Annotated in this window: 14 protein-coding genes; 7 read left to right on the plus strand and 7 right to left on the minus strand. The window is 69.4% G+C overall.

Annotated features, from left to right (window positions below):
• Positions 1 to 97: 97 nt before the first annotated feature.
• Together argA and norR are read right to left on the minus strand one after the other, a co-directional pair.
• Positions 98 to 1,444: an amino-acid N-acetyltransferase gene (gene argA, locus KW830_RS02695; protein WP_218331992.1), complete on the minus strand. Its 1,347-nt coding sequence runs from the start codon at positions 1,442 to 1,444 to the stop codon at positions 98 to 100.
• Between the two features lie 262 nt (positions 1,445 to 1,706).
• A complete protein-coding gene (gene norR, locus KW830_RS02700) occupies positions 1,707 to 3,350 on the minus strand; it encodes a nitric oxide reductase transcriptional regulator NorR (protein ID WP_218331993.1) in 1,644 nt (547 codons plus the stop codon).
• Between the two features lie 174 nt (positions 3,351 to 3,524).
• On the opposite strand from norR, the gene hmpA reads away from it, so the two are divergent.
• Complete coding sequence (gene hmpA / locus KW830_RS02705) at positions 3,525 to 4,715, plus strand: NO-inducible flavohemoprotein (RefSeq protein ID WP_218331995.1); 1,191 nt, start codon at positions 3,525 to 3,527, stop codon at positions 4,713 to 4,715.
• 130 nt (positions 4,716 to 4,845) lie between these two features.
• Positions 4,846 to 5,988: an HPP family protein gene (locus KW830_RS02710; RefSeq protein WP_218331997.1), complete on the plus strand. Its 1,143-nt coding sequence runs from the start codon at positions 4,846 to 4,848 to the stop codon at positions 5,986 to 5,988.
• 23 nt (positions 5,989 to 6,011) lie between these two features.
• Here the strand turns inward: KW830_RS02710 and KW830_RS02715 are convergent, their stop codons facing one another.
• Positions 6,012 to 7,271: an MFS transporter gene (locus KW830_RS02715; protein WP_218331999.1), complete on the minus strand. Its 1,260-nt coding sequence runs from the start codon at positions 7,269 to 7,271 to the stop codon at positions 6,012 to 6,014.
• Positions 7,272 to 7,687: 416 nt separating this feature from the next.
• On the opposite strand from KW830_RS02715, the gene KW830_RS02720 reads away from it, so the two are divergent.
• The gene (locus KW830_RS02720) at positions 7,688 to 7,939 is read left to right on the plus strand and encodes a hypothetical protein (RefSeq protein WP_218332001.1); all 252 of its coding nucleotides are present in this window, start codon (positions 7,688 to 7,690) and stop codon (positions 7,937 to 7,939) included.
• Positions 7,940 to 8,012: 73 nt separating this feature from the next.
• On the opposite strand, the gene KW830_RS02725 is transcribed toward KW830_RS02720, so the two are convergent.
• The 3 genes from KW830_RS02725 to KW830_RS02735 form a co-directional block, all read right to left on the minus strand.
• Positions 8,013 to 8,693, minus strand: coding sequence for a hypothetical protein (locus KW830_RS02725; RefSeq protein ID WP_218332003.1), 681 nt, complete (start codon positions 8,691 to 8,693; stop codon positions 8,013 to 8,015).
• A 49-nt stretch (positions 8,694 to 8,742) separates the two neighbouring features.
• On the minus strand, positions 8,743 to 9,405 hold the full coding sequence (locus KW830_RS02730; RefSeq protein ID WP_218332004.1) for a zinc ribbon domain-containing protein: 663 nt from the start codon (positions 9,403 to 9,405) through the stop codon (positions 8,743 to 8,745).
• 317 nt (positions 9,406 to 9,722) lie between these two features.
• The gene (locus KW830_RS02735; RefSeq protein ID WP_218332005.1) at positions 9,723 to 10,901 is read right to left on the minus strand and encodes a metallophosphoesterase; all 1,179 of its coding nucleotides are present in this window, start codon (positions 10,899 to 10,901) and stop codon (positions 9,723 to 9,725) included.
• 266 nt (positions 10,902 to 11,167) lie between these two features.
• On the opposite strand from KW830_RS02735, the gene hrpA reads away from it, so the two are divergent.
• The 3 genes from hrpA (at position 11,168) to KW830_RS02750 (ending at position 17,394) form a co-directional block, all read left to right on the plus strand.
• Positions 11,168 to 15,235 (plus strand): ATP-dependent RNA helicase HrpA, encoded by a 4,068-nt coding sequence (hrpA, locus tag KW830_RS02740; RefSeq protein ID WP_218332006.1) that lies wholly within the window; start codon positions 11,168 to 11,170, stop codon positions 15,233 to 15,235.
• Positions 15,236 to 15,281: 46 nt separating this feature from the next.
• Entirely contained in the window at positions 15,282 to 15,809 is a 528-nt protein-coding gene (locus tag KW830_RS02745; protein WP_218332007.1) for a hypothetical protein, read from the plus strand.
• Between the two features lie 151 nt (positions 15,810 to 15,960).
• On the plus strand, positions 15,961 to 17,394 hold the full coding sequence (locus KW830_RS02750) for an MBL fold metallo-hydrolase RNA specificity domain-containing protein (protein ID WP_218332008.1): 1,434 nt from the start codon (positions 15,961 to 15,963) through the stop codon (positions 17,392 to 17,394).
• 30 nt (positions 17,395 to 17,424) lie between these two features.
• Here the strand turns inward: KW830_RS02750 and KW830_RS02755 are convergent, their stop codons facing one another.
• Complete coding sequence (locus tag KW830_RS02755; protein ID WP_218332009.1) at positions 17,425 to 17,934, minus strand: hypothetical protein; 510 nt, start codon at positions 17,932 to 17,934, stop codon at positions 17,425 to 17,427.
• Positions 17,935 to 18,263: 329 nt separating this feature from the next.
• On the opposite strand from KW830_RS02755, the gene KW830_RS02760 reads away from it, so the two are divergent.
• Positions 18,264 to 19,973 (plus strand): long-chain fatty acid--CoA ligase, encoded by a 1,710-nt coding sequence (locus KW830_RS02760; protein ID WP_218332011.1) that lies wholly within the window; start codon positions 18,264 to 18,266, stop codon positions 19,971 to 19,973.
• Positions 19,974 to 20,014: the final 41 nt, after the last annotated feature.

Raw genomic sequence — 20,014 nt, forward strand, 5'->3', positions numbered from 1 at the left:
GGGCGGCAGCGGAGCGGATCCACTGCCGCCCTGGTGTTTGGAGGCGGGTAAGGTGCCCTGCGGGGCGGGTGGCCGGGGGCGGGTGGCCGGAGGCGGTTTAGAGCTGCTTGACCAGCACCTGGCTCTTGCGGCTCCAGTTGTACTTGGCCTTGCGTGCCTCGGGCAGCCATTCCGGGTCCACCGGCTGGAAGCCGCGCTTGATGAACCAGTGCATGGTGCGGGTGGTCAGCACGAACATGCTGGTGCAGCCCAGGGCGCGGGCGCGCTGCTCGATGCGCTTGAGCAGCTTCTCGCCGTCGCCCGTGCCCTGGCTCTGGGGCGAGACGGTGACGGCGGCCATTTCCGCGGTCTTGGCTTCCAGATAGGGGTGCAGGGCGGCGCAGCCGAAGATCACGCCGTCGTGCTCGATCACGGTGTAGCTGGTGATGTCGCGCTCGATCTCGGTGCGGTCGCGCTTGACCAGGGTGCCGTCTTTCTCGAACGGCTCGATCAGCTGGATGATGCCGCCCACATCGTCGATGGTGGCTTCGCGCAGCTCTTCGAGCTTTTCGTCGATCACCATGGTGCCGATGCCGTCGTGCACATAGATTTCCAGCAGCAGCGCGCCGTCCACCGCAAACGGCAGGATGTGGCTGCGTTCCACGCCATGTTCGCAGGCGCGCACGCAGTGCTGCAGGTAAAAGCCGGTGTCGGTGGGCACCTGCGGGGGGGGCAGCTCGGCCAGCAGCTGGCGGGCGGCGGCCAGCGGCAGCTCGGTGTCGATGGGGTTGTCTTCGCTGTCGGGCTCGGACGGGTTCATGCGGATGCCGGGCACCTCGCTCAGGAAGATCAGCTTGTCGGCCTTCATTTCGCAGGCCACGCGGGTGGCGACTTCTTCCATGCTCAGGTTGAAGGCCTCGCCGGTGGGCGAGAAGCCAAACGGCGACATCAGCACCATGGCTTCGGATTCCAGCGCGCGGCGGATGCCTTCCACATCGACCTTGCGCACCAGGCCGGAGTGCATGAAGTCCACCCCGTCGACGATGCCCACCGGGCGGGCGGTCAGGAAGTTGCCCGACATCACGCGCACGCGGGCGCCGGCCATGGGGGTGTTGGGCAGGCCCTGGCTGAAGGCGGCTTCGATTTCGTAGCGCAGCTGGCCGGCGGCCTCTTGCGCGCAGTCCAGCGCGATGGAGTCGGTCACGCGCACGCCGTTGTAGTAGCGCGGCTCCTGGCCCTTGAGGCGCAGCTGTTCATTCACCTGCGGGCGAAAGCCGTGCACCAGCACGATCTTCACGCCCATGGCCTGGATCAGCGCCAGATCCTGCACGATGCCCTGCAGCTTGCCGGCGGCGATGGCTTCGCCCGTGATGCCCACCACGAAAGTCTGGTGGCGGAATTTGTGGATGTACGGGGCCACAGACCGGAACCAGGGAACGAAGGTGAAATTGAAAACCGTGGACATGGTGGGTGCAGACAGAGGGAGCGAGAGAGAGTGCTGTCCGCCGGCAATGCGCAGCGCGCTGCCGGCCTCAGAGGGTCAAAAGGCCCGCATCCCGGGGAGTGCGAGCCAATCCAGCCGCGAGTGTAGCGGCGCTGCGCCGCGGTCGCGGCAAATTTTCACGGCAAGGCGGCAGTCTGTTGCGGCGATGGCGCAGCGGGGTGGCCTTGGGGGCTATGACGCGGGCCGGGGAGCGGGCCGTGGGTGCGGCGGTTACCGGCGGTGGCTAGCGCAGCGGAGGCGGGCTGCCGGGCGCGTGCAGCCCCAGCCGCTTGGCCAGGCGCTGCAGATTGGCGCGGTCCAGCTGCAGGGCGCGGGCGGCGGGCGCCCAGCGGTAGCCATGGGCTTCCAGCGCTTGCTGCACCAGTTGCCGTTCGTAGCGGGCCACGGCCTGGCGCAGACCGGTGTCCGTGGGATCGGCCGCGGCGCTGGCGGCCGGGTCGGCAGGCAGCAGGCTGCCCGGGTCCTCGGCGGGATCGCCGGGGTGCGTGGACGCCTTGGAGCTGGGCACCAGCGCCAGATCCTGTGCGTGGATGCCGAGCGGGGTGGTGGGAGGGCGCGGGCGGCGCAGGGCGTGCAGCACGGCGCGGCGGATGCAGTGTTCCAGCTCGCGCACATTGCCCGGCCAGCGGTGGGCCAGCAGTGCGGCCTGGGCGGCGGCTTCCAGCCGCACCCCGTCCAGTCCGAACTGCGAGCGCGTGCGCTCCAGAAAGTAGCCGGCCAGCACCAGCACATCGCCTTCGCGGGCGCGCAGCGGCGGCACCTGCAGCGGGTAGACGCTGAGGCGGTGGTAGAAGTCGGCGCGCATGCGGCCGTCGCGCACGGCGGCGGCCAGGTCCTGGTTGGTGGCGGCAATGATGCGCACGTCCACCGTGCGTTCCCGGTCCAGCCCCAGGCGCTGGATCTGGCCGCTTTGCAGCACGCGCAGCAGCTTGGCCTGGGTGGCCAGCGGCAGCTCGCCCACCTCGTCCAGGAACAGGGTGCCCTGGTGGGCCTGTTCGAACTTGCCTTGCCGGTCGCTCACCGCGCCGGTGAAGGCGCCGCGCACATGGCCGAACAGCTCGCTCTCCACCAGCTGGTCGGGAAGGGCGGCGCAGTTGATGCTGACAAAGGCCTGGTCGGCCCGGGTGGACTGGGCGTGCAGGGCCTGGGCCACCAGTTCCTTGCCCACGCCGGTTTCGCCGGTGATGAGCACCGCCAGATCGCTGGCGGCCACGGTGGCGATGTCGCGCTGCAGCGCGCGCATGGCGCTGCTGTGGCCCAGCAGCCGGGGGGCAGCCAGCGGGGCGTGACGGCGGAAATGCTCGGCCCGCTGGCGTTCGTTGTGCACGGACTGCTCCAGCTGGCGCAGGCGGGCGGCCGTGGCCACGGTGGCGGCGGCCAGGTTGCTGAAGGCCTGGAGTGCGGCCAGCGGGGCGTCGCCGGCAAAGCTGCCGGGCTGCAGCGCGTCCAGGGTCAGCAGCCCCCAGGGCTGGCCGTCCACCTGCAGCACGCAGCCCATGCAGTCGTGCACCGGCAGCGGCGCGCCGGAGTGGTGGGCCACCAGGCCGTCGTAGGGGTCGGGCAGGGGGCTGTCGCTGGGAAAGCGCAGGGCCCGGCCGGCGGCCAGCAGCGCGGCAAAGCGCGGGTGTTCGCGCAGGCGAAAGCGCCGGCCCAGGGTGTCGGGGCTGAGGCCGTCGATGGCCAGCGGGCGCAGCCAGTCGCTGCCGTCGGCGCCGCGCTCGCAGCGCAGCAGGGCGGCGGCATCGGCCGGCAGCACGGTGCGCAGGGCGGCCAGCAGGCGGCGGTAGCGTTCGGTTTCGGGCAGCTGGCTGGACAGTTCGGCCACCAGGGGCAGCAAGGCGTTCAGCAGCAGGGCATTGGCAGTCATGGCGACATCGTATGCGGTCAGATTGACTGCAATTGACGCGCGTCAAAAAGACATGGTCGGCGGTAAGTGCTTGACGCGGCAGGGCCTGCGTGCTGGCATGCCGTTTGCCCTTATCGATGCAGGGCGGCCCGCCGAGGCTGCTGCCCATGGATCCCTTTGGAGAGTGATTTTTTCATGCTGACCGACCGCCAACGCGCCATTGTCAAATCCACCGTGCCCCTGCTGGAAACCGGGGGCGAAGCCCTGACCACCCATTTCTACCGGCTGATGCTGGCCGAAAGCGCCGAGGTGCAGCCGCTGTTCAACAGCGTGCACCAGCAGACGGGGGCCCAGCCGCGTGCGCTGGCGCGCAGCGTGCTGATGTATGCCAAACATATCGACGATCTGTCCGGCCTGGGCGATCTGCCGGCGCAGATCATCCACAAGCATGTGTCGCTGCAGGTGCAGCCCGAGCACTACCCCATTGTGGGCGGCTTCCTGCTGCGGGCCATCCGCGAAGTGCTGGGGGCGGAGGTGGCCACCGACGAGGTGATCGACGCCTGGGCCGCCGCCTACGGGCAGCTGGCGGACATCCTGATCGGCGCCGAAAAGGCCAGTTACGACGCCAATGCCCAGGCGCCGGGCGGCTGGAAGGGCGTGCGCCGCTTTGTGGTGGCCGCTAAACAGGCCGAGACCCCGGAGATCACCAGCTTCACGCTGCAGCCCGAGGACGGCGCTGCGGTGCTGGCCTACCAGCCGGGCCAGTTCATCGGTCTGCGCGTGGTGGTGGAAGGCAAGGAGCAGCGCCGCAACTATTCGCTGTCCCAGGCGGCGGATGGGCGCAGCCTGCGCATCAGCGTCAAGCGCGAGGCGCAGGGCGTGGTCTCCGGCCACCTGCACGACCAGGTGCAGACCGGTGATGTGCTGGAGGTCTTCCCGCCGGCCGGCCACTTCACCCTGGACGACAGCGCCAAGCCCCTGGTGCTGATGGCCGCCGGCGTGGGTATCACGCCGCTGATGGCCATGCTGCAGCAGGCGCTGCCCACGGGCCGGCCCATCACCTTCATCCACTGCGCCCGCAGCCCAGAGCAGCAGGCCTTCCGCAGCGAGCTGCTGGCCCTGGCGGCGCAGCACCCCCAGCTGTGGCTGCGCTTTGGCTACGAGCAGGACGCCGGCCCGTCCCCGGCGGCCGATGTGGAAGTGGCCCAGGGCCTTCCGGATGCCGCGCTGCTGACCCGCTGGCTGCCGGCCGTGCGCGATGTGCAGGCCTACTACCTGGGGCCGGTGGGCTTTATGCGCCTGGCCAAGCAGGTGCTGCAACGCGCCGGCGTGCCGGATGCGCAGGCGCGCTGCGAGTTCTTCGGCCCGGCCGAGTCGCTGGCCTGAAACCGGTCTGCGTGCTGGCCTGAACACCGGCACAGACCCCGGCCGGCCACGCGGCTACCCACTGCGTGGCATGCTGGGGCCTTGGTGAAATGCACCCGCTCTTGCAGCGGGTTTCTTCGTCTGGAACACGATGCAATTGGGAAATGGATGGAAGCCTGCCGTGGCCCCGGCCGCGCGGCTGGATGTGCTGCGGGTGGGGCTGGGGGCGGGCCTGGGCCTGCTGCTGGCGGCGGCCCTGGTGCAACTGGCGCTGTGGGCGGGCTGGCAGGGCAGCTGGGCCCTGTTTGCGCCGCTGGGCGCGACGGCGGTGCTGGTGTTTGCGGTGCACACCGGCCCGCTGTCCCAGCCCTGGTCCTGTGTGGTGGGCAACACGGTGGCGGCGCTGTGGGCCTTGCTGGTGGTGCGCTGGTGGCCGCAGCAGGCCCTGGGCTGGCTGCTGCCGGCAGTCGCCGTGGGCGGGGCCATTGCCTGGATGCAGATCACGCGTGCGCTGCACCCGCCGGGCGGCGCCGTGGCCCTGCTGCTGGCGCTGGAAGCCCAGCACGGCGTGCACCACGGCTGGAGCTATGCCTTCGCCCCCATCGGTCTGCTGACCCTGGTGCTGGTGCTGCTGGGTGTGGCCTACCACCGCGCCTGGGGCAAGCACTATCCGCTGCAGCCGGCGGCGCCCGCCGCAGTGGCCAAGGCCCAGCACCTGCCGTCGGACGATCTGTCCCAGGCCGATCTGCAGGCGCTGCTGGCGCGCTTTGACCAGGACTACAACCTGACCGCCCAGGAACTGGGCCAGCTGGTGCGTGCGGCCGAGGAGCAGGCCATTGCCCGGCGCTTTGGCAGCGTGCGCTGCGGCCAGGTGATGAGTGCCAGGCTGTGGACCTGCGGCCCGCAGGACGGCCTGGGGCAGCTGGCGGCGCAGTTTCAGCAGCACCCCATCAAGAGCCTGCCGGTGGTGGACGCACAAGGCCACCTGCTGGGCGTGGTGGCGCGCGGGGCCTTGTTCGACTGGCTGTGGCAGCAGCAGCGCCAGCCCGATGCCGAGGCCCGGCGCCAGCGCCGCACCTGGCGGCTGTGGGGCAAGAAGCCCCCGGCCGCGGCACCGGCCTGCGCGGCCGATCTGATGCAGGCCGCGCCGCTGACGGTGCAGGACGACACGCCGGTGGCCGAGCTGCTGGAGACCCTGGCCGTGCACACCGTGCCGTTTGTGGCCGTGCTGCGCCAGGGCCAGCTGGCGGGGCTGATCACCCGCACCGACATCATGCGCATCCTGCTGCGCTGAAGAGGCGGTGTCCGAAGTGCGGCTTAAGCCGACGCGGCCCCTCCGCCGCGGGCAGCACGCCCTGACGCGGCCAGCAACACCAGCACCAGCGCAATCAGTGGCAGCATGCCGGCGTTGATGGCGCCCCAGCCCGCGCTGTGCAGCAGCTGGCCGGAGCCGAACGAGGCCACGGCCACCGTGCCGAACATCAGAAAGTCGTTCAGCGCCTGGACCTTGGCGCGTTCGCTGGGGCGGTAGCACTCGGTCAGCAAGGCGGTGGCGCCGATGAAGCCCAGGTTCCAGCCCAGGCCCAGCAGCACCAGCGAGCCCCAGAAATGGGTCAGCTCCAGGCCCGCCAGGGCCATCAGGCCCGACGCCCCGATCAGCACCAGACCCAGGGCCGTGATGCGGCGCTTGCCGTAGCGGGCAATCAGCTTGCCGGTGACGAAGCTGGGGGCAAACATGGCCAGCACATGCCACTGGATGCCCAGCGCCGCCTCGCCCACGCTGTGGCCGCAGCCGACCATGGCCATGGGGGCGGCCGTCATCAGAAAGGCCATCAGGCCATAGCTCACCACACCGGCCGCAGCGGCCACGACAAACTGCGGCGTGCGGGCGATCTGGGCCAGTGGCCGGGCGCCGGTGGCCACGGCCTTGGGCGGCGGGGGTGGCAGGCGCAGGCCCAGCAGCAGCGGCAGGGCCAGCAGTGCCAGCAGGGCCTGGCTGTAGAAGCTGCCGGCAAACGGGGTCATCGGCAGGGCGTCGCGCGTCCAGATCACCACCTGTGGGCCGATGATGGCGGCGATCAGCCCGCCCACCATCACCCGCGAAATGGCCTGCGCCTGGCGGCTGGGTTCGCTCACCGAGTCGGTGGCGGCAAAGCGGTAGCTCTGCACGCAGGCGCCGTAGAAACCAGCCAGCGCCGTGCCCAGGCAGAACATCAGGAAGTTGGAGTGGACGATGCCCTGGGCCGCGACCAGGCCGGACAGCACGCCCATCACGGCGCCCAGCAGATAGGCCGTGCGCCGCCCGCAGCGGTGCATCAGCCACGCGGCCGGCAAGGTGGACAGGGCCAGGCCCAGCTGGTAGAGGCTGACCGGCAGCGTGGCGGCGGCCGGGTCGCTGGACAGCTGCTGGCCCACCAGCCCCCCCAGCGAAATGATGATGGGCGGCGAGGCGCCACCCAGCGACTGGGCGGCGACCAGCAGGCCCAGGTTGCGGGAGGGTGCGGCAGGTGCTGCAGGCGGAGTGGGTGTGGCAGCAGGTGTGGCAGGAGGCGAGACAGCGGGCGGCAGGGCAGACATGGCAAAAACAGCAAAGGGAGCAGACCGGAGTGCAGCACGGCCCCGACAGTGCGGGGGGGCTGCCACGGCGGCTGCGGGGCACGGCACTGCCCAAGGCAATGGGCACGGCATGCGGCGGCTTTCATCATGGGCCATGGTCCGGCGCGGGCAGCGCAGGCGGCCGGCCCGGCAGGAGGGCGGTGCGAAATACCGTCTGTCGCCCTGCGTGGGCCTCCATCCTAGGGTTTGTATCAGGGTGTGTCCAGGGTGTGCCCGGGATTTGCGCCAGATCAGAGCGGCGCGCAGCGGACTTCCTAGGATGGCGCCGGTAGTGATTGTGGGAGATCACATCTTCAACCCTGCCTCCGCCTGCGGCGGGCGGCAGCATGCAGGGCCGCACACCGAGGTGCCAGGGCCCTTGTCGGGAGGCCAGGCCCATGGACGGAGCCATCATCTATCTGTTTGTCGCCGTGCTGGCGGCGTTTTCGCTGTCGTTCCTGTTCGTGTTCCACATGCCCGAGGGGCGGTGGATGGACAGCATCGGCCTGGTGTTCGGCGGCCTGGGCAGCATGGGCCTGTTCTACCTGTTCGTGCTGATCAACGAAGGCCCGCGCACCCAGGACGTGGAGCGGGCGGCCCGGCCGCCGCAGATCAGCCTGGGGGTGGAGAGCAGCCGGGTGCTGCGCTAGGCCTGGGCCGCACGCGCTGCATGCGCTGCGCGGCCTGTACGGGCTGTGCAGGCTGTACGGGAGCCCGTGCAGCTCACAGCCCGCCGCGGATCGGCCCGGCCTGGATGGTGTAGCGCTCGGTGCCGGCGGCCAGCGCGGCGTCCTCGATCTTTTCCACCTTCACCGGGCTGCCTTTGGCGGTCTTGCTGACACCGGTGGCGGTGTTCACGCGCTGGGCCTGCACATCGGCCGCGGCCTGGTGCACGACGATGGAGGCCTGGCCCCGGTTGTCGGCCAGGCGGTTGGCCAGGTTCTTCAGCGCGGCCATGGACTGGGTGTATTCCGGGCGGCCCTTGGCCGCCAGCGGCATCTGCACCGTCATGGACTCCAGCGTGCGCATGCTGCGTGCCTGACCCGACTGGCTGTCGGTGATGGGCGTGTCCAGCAGCTTGACCGGCCCGGCGCTGGAGCGCAGCTTGATCGGCAGGTGCTGCATGGACGACACCACATCCGTCTGGACCGAACGGGCCAGCTCGATTTCCTGGTCCAGCACGGACTGCAGCTTGGTGAAGCGCTCGCCCGCTTGCGCCGCCGCCGCGCCGGAAGCACCCGTGCCCGGCGCCGTGGCGGTGGCGGGTGCGCCGCAACCGGCCGGCGGGTTCTGGGTGAGGCGGCCGAACATGCAGCCCAGGGACGTGGTGGAGGATTCCACCGCCGCGCAGCCCGCCAGCACCAGGGCGGCGGCGGTGACAAGGCTCAGTTTCAGATACGGCATGGCAGGGCTCCTGTGTCCAAGATCGGCTGTGTGACGGGAAAGCGCCAGCTCAGTCCAGCAGGTCATTCAGTGTGGGCGTGTCTTTGGGCGCCGGGCGTGGCGCCGCCGGTGAAGGGGATGGAGGCAGTGCCACCGGGCCCGACACGGCGGGGGCCGGCACGGCCTTGACCGCGGCAGCGGGCGCCGGGGTGGCTGCGACCACGGGGGCTGTGGGGGGCGTGGCGGCCGGGCGTGCGGTGGGCGGCGGGTTGGCGGCCACGGTCGGTGCCGGGGTAGCGGGAGCGGTACTGGCGGGCACTGCCGCGCCGGACGCCACAGGCGCGGTACCCGGTGGCGTGCCTGGCGCTGCCGTGGGGGTGGCTGCGACCGGCTGGTCGGGGGGGCTCACCGTTCCGGCCGAGCCCGCAGCGCCCGCAGTGCCCTGCGGGCCGACCAGGGTGGCGGCCTTGCTGGCATCCGTGGGGGCGTCTGCCGCCGGGCTGTCCGCGTTGCCGCCGGTGGGCAGCATGCCGGGCTTGAAGGCCAGCCAGCCCGCAGCGGCCACCACCAGGGCGGCGCCGACCAGCAGCCAGCGGGTGGCGGCATTGGGCGCATGCGGCGAGCGGGGTGGGCGCAGCGGTACCGAACCCAGCGGCGCTGCGCGCGGCGAGCCGCATTGGCTGCAGAACTTGGCTTGGGCAGGTATGGAGGTGCCGCAGACAGGGCAATTCATAGGATCAGCGAGCGATGGGGCCATTGCACGAAATCTTACCCTTGGCTTTTCGGCATGGAGGCGGCCATTCGTGTCAGAAAATGGCGCCATCGCATGCCCAACTGCAACCAAATGCGACAAACACAGGGTTTCCGTGGAGTTGGGTCGTGTGCGGCGCGTGGGGCTTGGCAGTGCCGGCAGCGCGTGCAGCGTGCGCTGACATCCACGGCGCGGCGGGGCCGCTGCCGTGGCTGGCGTCCTTGCCCGGTGTCGGGGCGGGCTGCACCGGCCCGGGCGTGGAGGGCCGCCGCCCTGGCAGCCGCCGCCCCGGCCGGGGCTCAGGGCTTGGCGGTGGCAGCCGGACTGCGCAGCACCAGCAGGTCGATGCTGGAGGGCACGCCCAGGCGCACGGCAAAACCGGCCCACAGCCCGGCGCCGCTGCTGACAAACAGTTGCATCGGGCCGACCTGGTACAGGCCGCGCACATAGCCGTTGTTGGCCGGTGCGATCAGCAGCTGGTCCAGCCCCCGGATGTGGCCGCCATGGGTGTGGCCGGCGATCTGCAGGTCCACGCCGTGCTGGGCATAGTCGCGGGCGGGCTTGGGCTGGTGGGCCAGCAGCAGGTGCACGTCGGCGCCCTGGGCCTGCTGCTGCACTGCGGCGATGTCGGGGGGCAGGCCTTCGGCCACGGCGGGGTTGTCGTTCTGGTTGGACAGGCGGCCATAGGCCGGGTCGCCCAGGCCGGAGATGGCCAGCGTGCGGCCACGGATCTGCAGGCGTTCGGTCTGGTTTTCCAGATAGTGCAGGCCCAGGCGGCGGAATTCCTTGGCCCAGGCGTTGTAGCCGCTGTAGTACTCGTGGTTGCCGGGGGCAAACCACACGCCGTACGGGGCCTGCAGCTGGGCCAGCGGGGCGATGTTGGCCGCCTGGGTGGCGACGTCGCCGTCCACCATGTCGCCGGGCAGCACGATCAGGTCGGGCCGGGCCGCCTGGGTGCGGTCCACCAGGGCTTGCACATAGCGGGCGTTGTTGACCGGGCTGGCGTGGATGTCGGCAATCACGGCCATGCGCAGGCCGTCCAGCTCGGCGGGCAGGCGCGGCAGCGTGATTTCCTGGGTGCGCACCTCGGGCACCTTCAGCGCCTGCAGCACGCCGTAGGCGGACACCAGCAGGGCCAGGGTCGCACCGGCCACGGTCCACAGCGGCTGGCGCAGGCCCTGGGCCAGGCGGCGCCAGCCGGCTTTCCAGGACAGCAGCCAGGCCAGATCGCGCAGCAGGGCCAGCAGGATGGACAGCACGATGGCGGACAGCACCAGGCCGCTGCCTACCTGCAGATGGGCAATCACCTGGTAGCTGAGCGTGGTCTGGCGCATGGCCAGGATCAGCAGCGCGGGCAGGGCGCCCAGCACCATGGTGGCCGTCAGCGCCCACCAGAAGGCGCGGCGGGCCGGTCGGTGCAGCGGCCACCACAGCCACAGCGCGATGATGGGCACCAGAATCAGGGAGTAGAAAATCATGGAATGCGGGAAGGGCTGTTGCCCGCCGCCGGGGCAGCGGGGCAGTCAATGCAGCCCGCCGCAGGGTGCTGCAGCGGGACGGAACGCGCCAGGCCGCGAGGGTGTGCGGCGGCTGGGCGCATGGTAGCGACTGTGTGTGAGGATGCCGTGACCCATTTAGTTCCGGCGCGCAGGGCCTTGGCTGCGGGGCGGGCGCAGAGCCTGCTGTGGGTCCATCTGCAGCGGCAGCGCCGGCGGGCCGCGCGCGCGGGGATAATCACGCCCCTATGTCTTTGAAGATCACCTTCCCCGAGCAACTCCCCGTATCCAGCCGCCGTGACGAGATCATGGAGGCCATGGACCGCCACCAGGTCATCATCGTCTGTGGCGAGACGGGCTCGGGCAAGACCACGCAGTTGCCCAAGATCGCGCTGGCGCTGGGCCGGGGCAAGATCAATGCGGTGCCGGACGACAAGGGCGTGGTGCGCGGCCACCTGATCGGCCACACCCAGCCGCGCCGGATTGCGGCCAGCTCGGTCGCCAAGCGCATTGCCGAGGAGCTGAACACGCCGCTGGGCGAGGTGGTGGGCTACAAGGTGCGTTTCCAGGACACGCTGCAGAAGAACGCCTCGGTCAAGCTGATGACGGACGGCATCCTGCTGGCCGAAACGCAGACCGATCCGCTGCTCAAGGCCTATGACACGCTGATCATCGACGAGGCGCATGAGCGCAGCCTGAACATCGACTTTCTGCTGGGCTATCTGCGGCAGATCCTGCCCCAGCGCCCCGACCTGAAGGTGGTGGTGACCTCGGCCACCATCGATGCCGACCGCTTTGCCAAGCACTTTGAAGGCAAGGACGGGCCTGCGCCGGTGATCATGGTCTCGGGCCGGACCTACCCGGTCGAGATGCGCTACCGACCGTTCGAGGGCGAGAAGGACAAGGACCTGAACGACGCCATTGCCGAGGGCGTTGACGAGCTGTGGGCCGGCGGCAAGGGGGGGGACATCCTGATCTTCCTGCCTGGCGAGCGCGAGATCCGCGAAGCGGCGGACCATGTGCGCAAGCACCTGCAGCATTCGCCCACTTTGCGCAGCGCCGAGGTGCTGCCGCTGTTCTCGCGCCTGTCGCAGGCCGAGCAGGACCGGATCTTCGACGGCCACACGGGCCGGCGCATTGTGCTGGCCACGAACGTGGCGGAAACCTCGCTGACGGTGCCGGGCATACGCTATGTCATCGACGCCGGCACGGCGCGCGTGAAGCGCTATTCCTTCCGCAGCAAGGTGGAGCAACTGCTGGTGGAGCCGATTTCCCAGGCCGCCGCCAACCAGCGTGCCGGCCGCTGCGGCCGGGTGGCCAACGGCATCTGCATCCGCCTGTATGACGAGGTGGACTTCAACGGCCGCGACAAATTCACCGACCCGGAAATCCTGCGCAGCTCGCTGGCCGGGGTGATTCTGCGCATGAAGTCACTGGGCCTGGGCGATGTGGTGCATTTTCCGTTCCTGGAAGCGCCTTCGGGCCGTGCCATTGCCGACGGCTACCAGCTGCTGGCCGAACTGGGCGCGGTGGACGAGCGCGGCAATCTGCTGGCCATGGGCAAGGAGCTGTCGCGCCTGCCGCTGGACCCGCGCGTGGGCCGCATGATTCTGGAGGCGCGGGCGCGCGGTGCGCTGTCGGAGGTGCTGGTGATTGCCTCGGCGCTGTCGGTGCAGGACGTGCGCGACCGGCCCATGGAAGCGCAGCAGCAGGCCGACCAGGCGCATGCCAAGTTCGACGACGAGAAAAGCGAGTTCACCGGCTATCTGCGGCTGTGGAAATGGCTGCAGGACGCGCGTGGCGGCAAGGTGGTGGCCAAGACCCGCGCCGAGATGGCGGCGCAGCACCAGCCCGCTGCCAAGCCCAGCGCGCGCAGCCAGGCCTTTTTGCCGGTGAGCCAGCGCGGCAGCGGCGCCCAGGTGGAAGGCACGGTGGAGGAGCGGCTGGCGCTGTTCAACCCTGCCGAGCCGGCGCAGGAGGCCACGCATAAGATCAGCAACCGCCAGTGGGAGCAGTTGCTGCGCCAGAACTTCGTCAACATCCGCCGCGTGCGCGAGTGGCGCGACATCCATTCGCAGCTGCTCACCGTGGTCAAGGAGCAGAAATGGCTGCTCAACAACGAGGCTGCCGGCTATGAGGCCGTGCATCTGTCGATGCTGTCCGGCCTGCTGGGCAACATCGGCTACAAGGGTGAGGAAAACGAAAGCTACCTGGGTGCGCACGGCATCAAGTTCCACCCCCACCCCGGCGCCCACCTGTCCAAGAAGCCGGGCCGCTGGATCGTGGCGGCCGAGCAGGTGGAGACCTCGCGCCTGTACGGCCGGGGCATTGCCGCGATCGAGCCGCAGTGGCTGGAGGAAGTGGGCGGGCACCTGCTGCGCAAGCAGCTGCTGGACCCGCACTGGAGCAAGAAGCAGGCGGATGTGGTGGCACTGGAGCGCGCCACGCTCTACGGCCTGGTGGTCTACAACGGCCGGCGCGTGAGCTACGGCCGCATCGATCCGCACGAGGCGCGCAATCTGTTCATCCGCCAGGCGCTGGTGGCCGGGGAGTGGGAAACCAAATGGCATTTCCTGTCTGCCAACCTCAAGCTGATGCGCAAGGTGGAGGAGCTGGAGCACAAGAGCCGCCGCCAGGACGTGCTGGTGGACGACGAGCTGATCTTTGCCTTCTACGACCAGCAGCTGCCGCGCGATGTGTACAGCGGCGCCACGTTCGACCACTGGTTCCGCCTGCAGAGCAAGGGCAACCCCGAGCTGCTGCGCCTGTCCAAGGATGAGCTGATGCGCCACGAGGCGGCCGGCATCACCACCGACAACTTCCCCAAGCTGGTCAAGCTCGGCGGGGTGGACTGCGCGGCGGCCTATCTGCACAGCCCGGGCGATGCACGCGACGGTGTGACGGTGACGGTGCCGCTGTTCGTGCTGAACCAGGTGTCGGAAGAGCGGGCCGAATGGCTGGTGCCCGGCATGCTGAAAGACAAGATCCAGGCCCTGCTCAAGAGCCTGCCGCAGCGCCCGCGCAGCCGCTTTGTGCCGCTGCCCGAAAACGCGGCGCGGCTGGCCACGCTGTTCACCAGCGTGGAGCGCTGGGCGCAGGGCGGGCTGATCGATGTGCTGCTCAAGCAGGTGCGCGACGAGACTTCGCTGGATGTGAAGCGCGCCGACTTCAAGCTGGATATGCTGAGCCCGCATCTGTTCATGAACTTCCGCATCACGGACGAGCATGGCCGCCAGCTGGGCCAGGGGCGCAACCTGGGCGCGCTCAAGGCCGAGTGGGGCGTGAAGGCGCGCGGGGCGTTCCAGGCGCTGGCCTCCTTGAAGGTGGCCGCCGTGGTGCAGGGCCAGCCGGAGTCCGCGCAGAAGGCGCCGCACCCGACCCAGGCCGGTGGGCCCGCTGCACCTGCTGCGGCCAAGGCGGGCGGCGCTGCCGGCAAGCCCGAGAAGACCGTGCCCGCGCAGGCCCATGACACCCGCTACAAGGAATGGGGTTTCGGCGAGTTGCCCGAGCTGATGGAAATCAAGAAGGGCGGCACCACGCTGATAGGCTTCCCGGCGCTGATCGACCATGGCGATGCCGTCGGCATCGAGGTGTTCGACGAGCCCGAGGTGGCGGCCGCCAAGCACCGCGTGGGCCTGCGCCGCCTGTTTGCGCTGCAGATCCGCGATGCGCTGAAGTACCTGGAAAAGAACATTCCCGATCTGCAGAAGATGGCCGTGGCCTATATGCCACTGGGCACGCAGGAAGAGCTGCGCGGCCAGATCATCGACGTGGCCATTGACCGGGCATTCCTGCAGGACCCGCTGCCGGCCAACGAGGCCGACTTCAAGCAGCGCGTGCAGGATGGCCGGGGGCGCCTGACCCTGATCGCCAACGAAGTGGCGCGCATGAGCGCCACCATCCTGACCGAGTACGCCGCCGCTGCGCGCAAGATCAAGGACACCAAGAATGCGCCCGAAGCCACCAAGGATGCGGGCGAGCAGCTGCACAAGCTGGTGCCCAAGAATTTCATCGCCGTGGCGCCGTGGAGCCAGCTGGGCCACTACGCGCGCTATCTGAAGGCCATCACCACGCGGCTGGACAAGTACCGCGCCGACCCGGCCCGCGATGCCGCTAAGCTCAAGGAGCTGCAGCCCATGGAGCAGCGCTACTGGCGCCTGGTGGCCGAGCGCAAGGGCCAGGTCGACGCCCGCATGCAGGAATACCGCTGGATGCTGGAAGAGCTGCGCGTGAGCTTTTTCGCGCAGGAGCTGCGCACGCCGTACCCGGTCAGCACCAAGCGGCTGGACAAGGTCTGGCAGCAGCTGCAGCACTGATGCGCCGAGCGCGGCACGACCACGCAGAAGCCCCATGAGAAGCCCCATGCTCTGGCGCCGCCTGCTGCCCGCTGAACAGGGCTTTGTGCTGCAGCACTTCGGTGCGCAACAGGGGGGCTGGCTGGCGCAGCAGGTGCGCCTGGGCCTGCGCCGGGTGGGGGATACGCGGCGGGCGCTGTGCCTGAACGGTGGCTGGCTGTCGTTTCCGCGCGCCTGCTATGGCGGCGCAAGCCTGCAGGCGCCGCTGCGCCTGGACCATGCTGCGGTGGCGGGCCTGTTCGCCCATGAGCTGCTGCACCAGCTGCAGCGCAGCCAGGGTCTGCCGGTGACGCGGCATGCCGTAGCCTTGCACGCGCGCCAGCTGCTGCCCGGGTGGCTGGGCGGGCGGGACCCTTATGCCTACCGCGCCGGCCATTCCGCCAGGGCGCGGCTGCGGCAGTTCTGGCAGGCCCAGGTGGAGCAGCAGGCGCAGATGTGGCAGGACCATGTGCAGGCCCTGGTGGCGGGACGGCCGGACCCGGCTTGGGCAGGGGTGGCCCGCGCGGTGCAGGCCGGGCGCTTGCGCCGGCGCTGAAGCGCAAAGTCCAAGCGCGCCGGTGGCGCGGCTGTGGCGGGTGTGCAACCGTTCGTCCGCGTGGCTGTTACAGTTTGTCCAAGTATGGCCTGGGCAGTGCCCCCAGGTCCAGGGCGCCCGCACGGGCGCGTGCACAGGGAGGGGTGTTGCGATGCAGATCACGTTTTACGGGGCCGCGCAGACGGTTACCGGTTCCTGCTTTCTGGTGGAGTTGGGGGATTGCCGCTTTCTGATCGACTGCGGCATGGCCCAGGGCGGCCACGGCGCCCAGGAGCACAACCAGCAGGCCTTCGGCTTTGACCCGCGCCGCATCGACTTTGTGCTGCTGACCCATGCCCACATCGACCACAGCGGGTTGCTGCCCAAGCTGGCGGCACGGGGCTTTCGCGGGCCCATCTATGCCACGGCGGCCACCGCCGATCTGCTGGATGTGCTGCTCAAGGACAGTGCGCACATCCAGATGATGGAGGTCGAGCGGCAGCAGCGCCGTGCCCAGCAATCGGTCGGCAAGCACGCTGCCCGGGAGCCGCGCCACGGCCGGGAGCCGGCGCTGGAGCCGCCGCTCTACACCGTGCAGGATGCGGAGCTGGCGGTGTCGCTGGTGCAGGCCAAGCCCTACAACCAGACCTTTTCTCCCCACCCCGCGGTGAAGGTGCGCATGCGCGATGCGGGGCACATCCTGGGCTCGGCCATCCTGGAGATCTGGCTCAGCGACGCACTGGGCGGCACGCGCAAGCTGGTGGCCAGCGGCGACCTGGGCCAGCCCGGGCGGCCCATCCTGCGCGACCCCACGCCGATTGCCGATGCCGATGTGCTGCTGATCGAATCCACCTACGGCGACCGCCTGCACAAGGACAGCAGCTCCACGCTGGAGGAACTGGTGGAGGTGGTCAACCGCACCGTGCCGCGCGGCAATGTGGTGATTCCGGCCTTTGCCGTGGGGCGCACGCAAGAGCTGCTCTACCACTTTGCCCAGCTGGCGACGCAGCAGCGGCTGGCGCCGATGGAGATTTTTGTCGATTCGCCCATGGCGGTGACGGCCACGGCCATCACGCTCAAGCACTTTGCCGCTTTTGACGCCGAGACTCGGCAGCTGCTGGGCAGCCCGCAGCGGCTGGCGCAGTGGCGGCAGCTGCACTTCATCAGCGATGTGGAGGATTCCATCAAACTCAACCGCATCAAGAGCGGTGCGGTGATTCTGTCGGCCAGCGGCATGTGCGATGCCGGGCGGGTGCTGCACCACCTGCACAACAACCTGGGGCGGTCGGAATGCGCGGTGCTGATCTGCGGCTTCCAGGCTGCCGGGTCGCTGGGCCGCCGCCTGGTGGATGGGGAAAAACGGGTGCGGCTGATGGGCGACGACATTGCGGTGCGGGCCTCGGTGCACACCCTGGGCGGGTTCTCCGCCCATGCCGACCAGAAGGCGTTGCTGGACTGGGCCGGGGCGTTCACCCAGGTGCCGAAGCAGACGTTTGTGGTGCATGGGGAAGCCAAGTCGGCTACCGCGCTGTCCGAGCGGCTGCAGGCGCTGCCGGGCTGGGGCCAGGTGACGATTCCGGCCCTGGGCAACAGCTACCGGCTGTAAGCGGCTGCGCCGCAGCCGGCACGTGGGCGGTCAGGCCGACAGCCGGGACCAGAGCTTGCCTAAGCGGGTGGCGGGTGTGGTGGGCAATGCAGGCGATGCAGGCATTGCGGGGTGCAGGGGCGATACGGACGACACAGGCGTTGCTGGCGCGCTGGTGGCCGAGGGGCGGATGCTGGAGGCGGCTTCGTCCAGGGTGGCGGCGGGAGCCGGAGCGTGGACGGGATGCGGGCGGCTGGCGCTGCAGGACTCGGTGGCGCTGCGGCCGATGTGGATGCAGCCGGTTTGCAGCAGGGCGCGCAGGGCGGCCTGCACATCGTCTTTCGGAGCTTGCACCAGCGGGGGGATCAGGTGGGACGCACGGGGCTTGCTGGACAGCAGGGTGCAGATGCGGTGGACCAGCCGGTCGCGTTCGGTCAGCTGTGTCAGCTGCTCGGGCCAGCGGGTAAGGTAGAGCAGGCCAATGGTGGCTTCGCGGTGCAGCGGCTCGGTGGCACGTGTCGACTTGGGGCGGCGGGTGTCGGCGAAGGCTGCGGGGCTCATGGGGGATCCTGGTTCGAGGGCGGGAAGGCGGTAGGCAGGCGGCAGCGGGGGGCTGCAATGCCTGTGTTTTTTTGTAAGTTTCTTTTCCTGGAAAGACATTTTTTGTCAGGCGCGGCTGACACGCCGGGCAGGAAAGCAGCCTGCCCGGCAGTGGGGCGTACCGGTAGTGGCTGGTCAGGCGGGCGCCAGGGGGTGGTGGTGTGTTTGGTTGACGTGCAGGTCAGATCGGGTCGCACAAGCGACGCGGGCTAGGGTGCCGTCCTAATGTCGAGGGGGCTGGCGCGGCCTAGTCTCATGGGGTGTCCAACCCGTAGAAGAATCTCTCCGTCATGCGTCCCCATCACGCCTTCTGGCCTCGCCGCCTTCCCCACGCGCTGACTGTGCCTGCCACCTCCCTGTGGGACAACCTGGAAATCAGCGCGCGCCGCTATCCGGACAAGGCAGGCCTGGTGTTCTTCGGGCGCCGCATAAGCTACCGCGAGATGGCCGATACCGCCGAGCGCCTGGCCGCCCACATGCATGCCCAGGGCGTGCGCAAGGGCGACCGTGTGATCCTGCTGATGCAGAACATGGCCCAGCTGGTGATCGGGCACTTCGCCATCCAGCGCGCCAATGCGGTGGTGGTGCCGGTCAATCCCATGAACCTGGCCGAAGAGCTCAAGCACTACATCACCGATGGCGGCGTGAAGCTGGCCATCACCACGGCCGATCTGGCGACCGAGCTGGCCAAGGCCAGCAATGCACTGGCGGCCGCTGACCGCCTGTCGCACATGGTGGTTACCCAGCTCAACGACTACCTGCCCGAAGGCGCGGCCTGCGAACCCATGCCCGAAGCCTGGGAAGCCTGGCTCAAGCCCACACGCGCCCTGCCTGCGCTGGACGGCGGCAGCGTCAGCAGCTGGAAGGACGCGGTCGCGACCACGGCCCCGGTGCCGGCGCTGGAAGTGGGACCGGACGACCTGAGCGTGCTGCCCTATACCAGCGGCACCACCGGCCTGCCCAAGGGCTGCATGCACACGCACCGCTCCATCATGCACAACGCCATGGCCAGCTCGGTCTGGGGCGGCAGCACCAGTGAGAACGTGACCCTGGCCGTGGTACCCATGTTCCACATCACGGGCATGGTGTCGATGATGCATTGCAACATCGTGCTGGGCGCCACCATGGTGCTGCTGCCGCGCTGGGACCGCGAGGTGGCGGGCCGCCTGATCTCGCAGTACCGGGTGACGCACTGGACCAACATCCCCACCATGGTGATCGACCTGATGGGCAGCCCCAACTACCGCAGTTTCGACCTGAGCAGCCTGGTCTATATCGGTGGTGGCGGCGCGGCCATGCCCCAGGCCGTGGCCCAGCGGCTCAAGGACGAGTTCGACCTGTCCTACCAGGAAGGCTACGGCCTGACGGAGACGGCCGCGCCCTCGCACAACAACCCGTATGACCACCCCAAGCAGCAGTGCCTGGGCATTCCCTTCATGGGCACGGAATCGTTTGTGGCCAACCCCGACACGCTGGAGGAAATGCCCCAGGGCGAGACCGGCGAAATCCTGGTGCACGGCCCGCAGGTGTTCCAGGGCTACTGGAACAACCCCGAGGCCACGCGCGCGGCGTTCGTGGACATCGGCGGCAAGAAGTTCTTCCGCACCGGGGACCTGGGGCGCATGGACGAGGAAGGCTATTTCTTCCTGACCGACCGCCTCAAGCGCATGATCAATGCCAGCGGCTTCAAGGTCTGGCCGGCCGAGGTGGAGGCGCTGATGTTCAGCCACCCGGCCATCCAGGAAGCCTGCGTGATCGCCGCCAAGGATGCCTACCGTGGCGAGACCGTGAAGGCGGTGGTGGTGCTGCGCCAGGCCTTCAAGGGTCAGGTCAGCGAGGAAGACATCGTCCAGTGGTGCCGCGAACACATGGCGGTCTACAAGGTGCCGCGCATTGTGCAGTTTGCCGACGCTCTGCCCAAGAGCGGCAGCGGTAAGGTGATGTGGCGCCAGCTGCAAGAGCTGGAGGCCGCCGCTGCCCCGGCAGCGGCCAACGCCTGACCCGGCGCGGTGGCGCTGTGCCGCCACCGCAGCCTGTCATC

This window comes from Comamonas sp. CMM03 (assembly GCF_019218715.1).
GTDB classification, from domain to species: domain Bacteria; phylum Pseudomonadota; class Gammaproteobacteria; order Burkholderiales; family Burkholderiaceae_C; genus Comamonas; species Comamonas terrigena.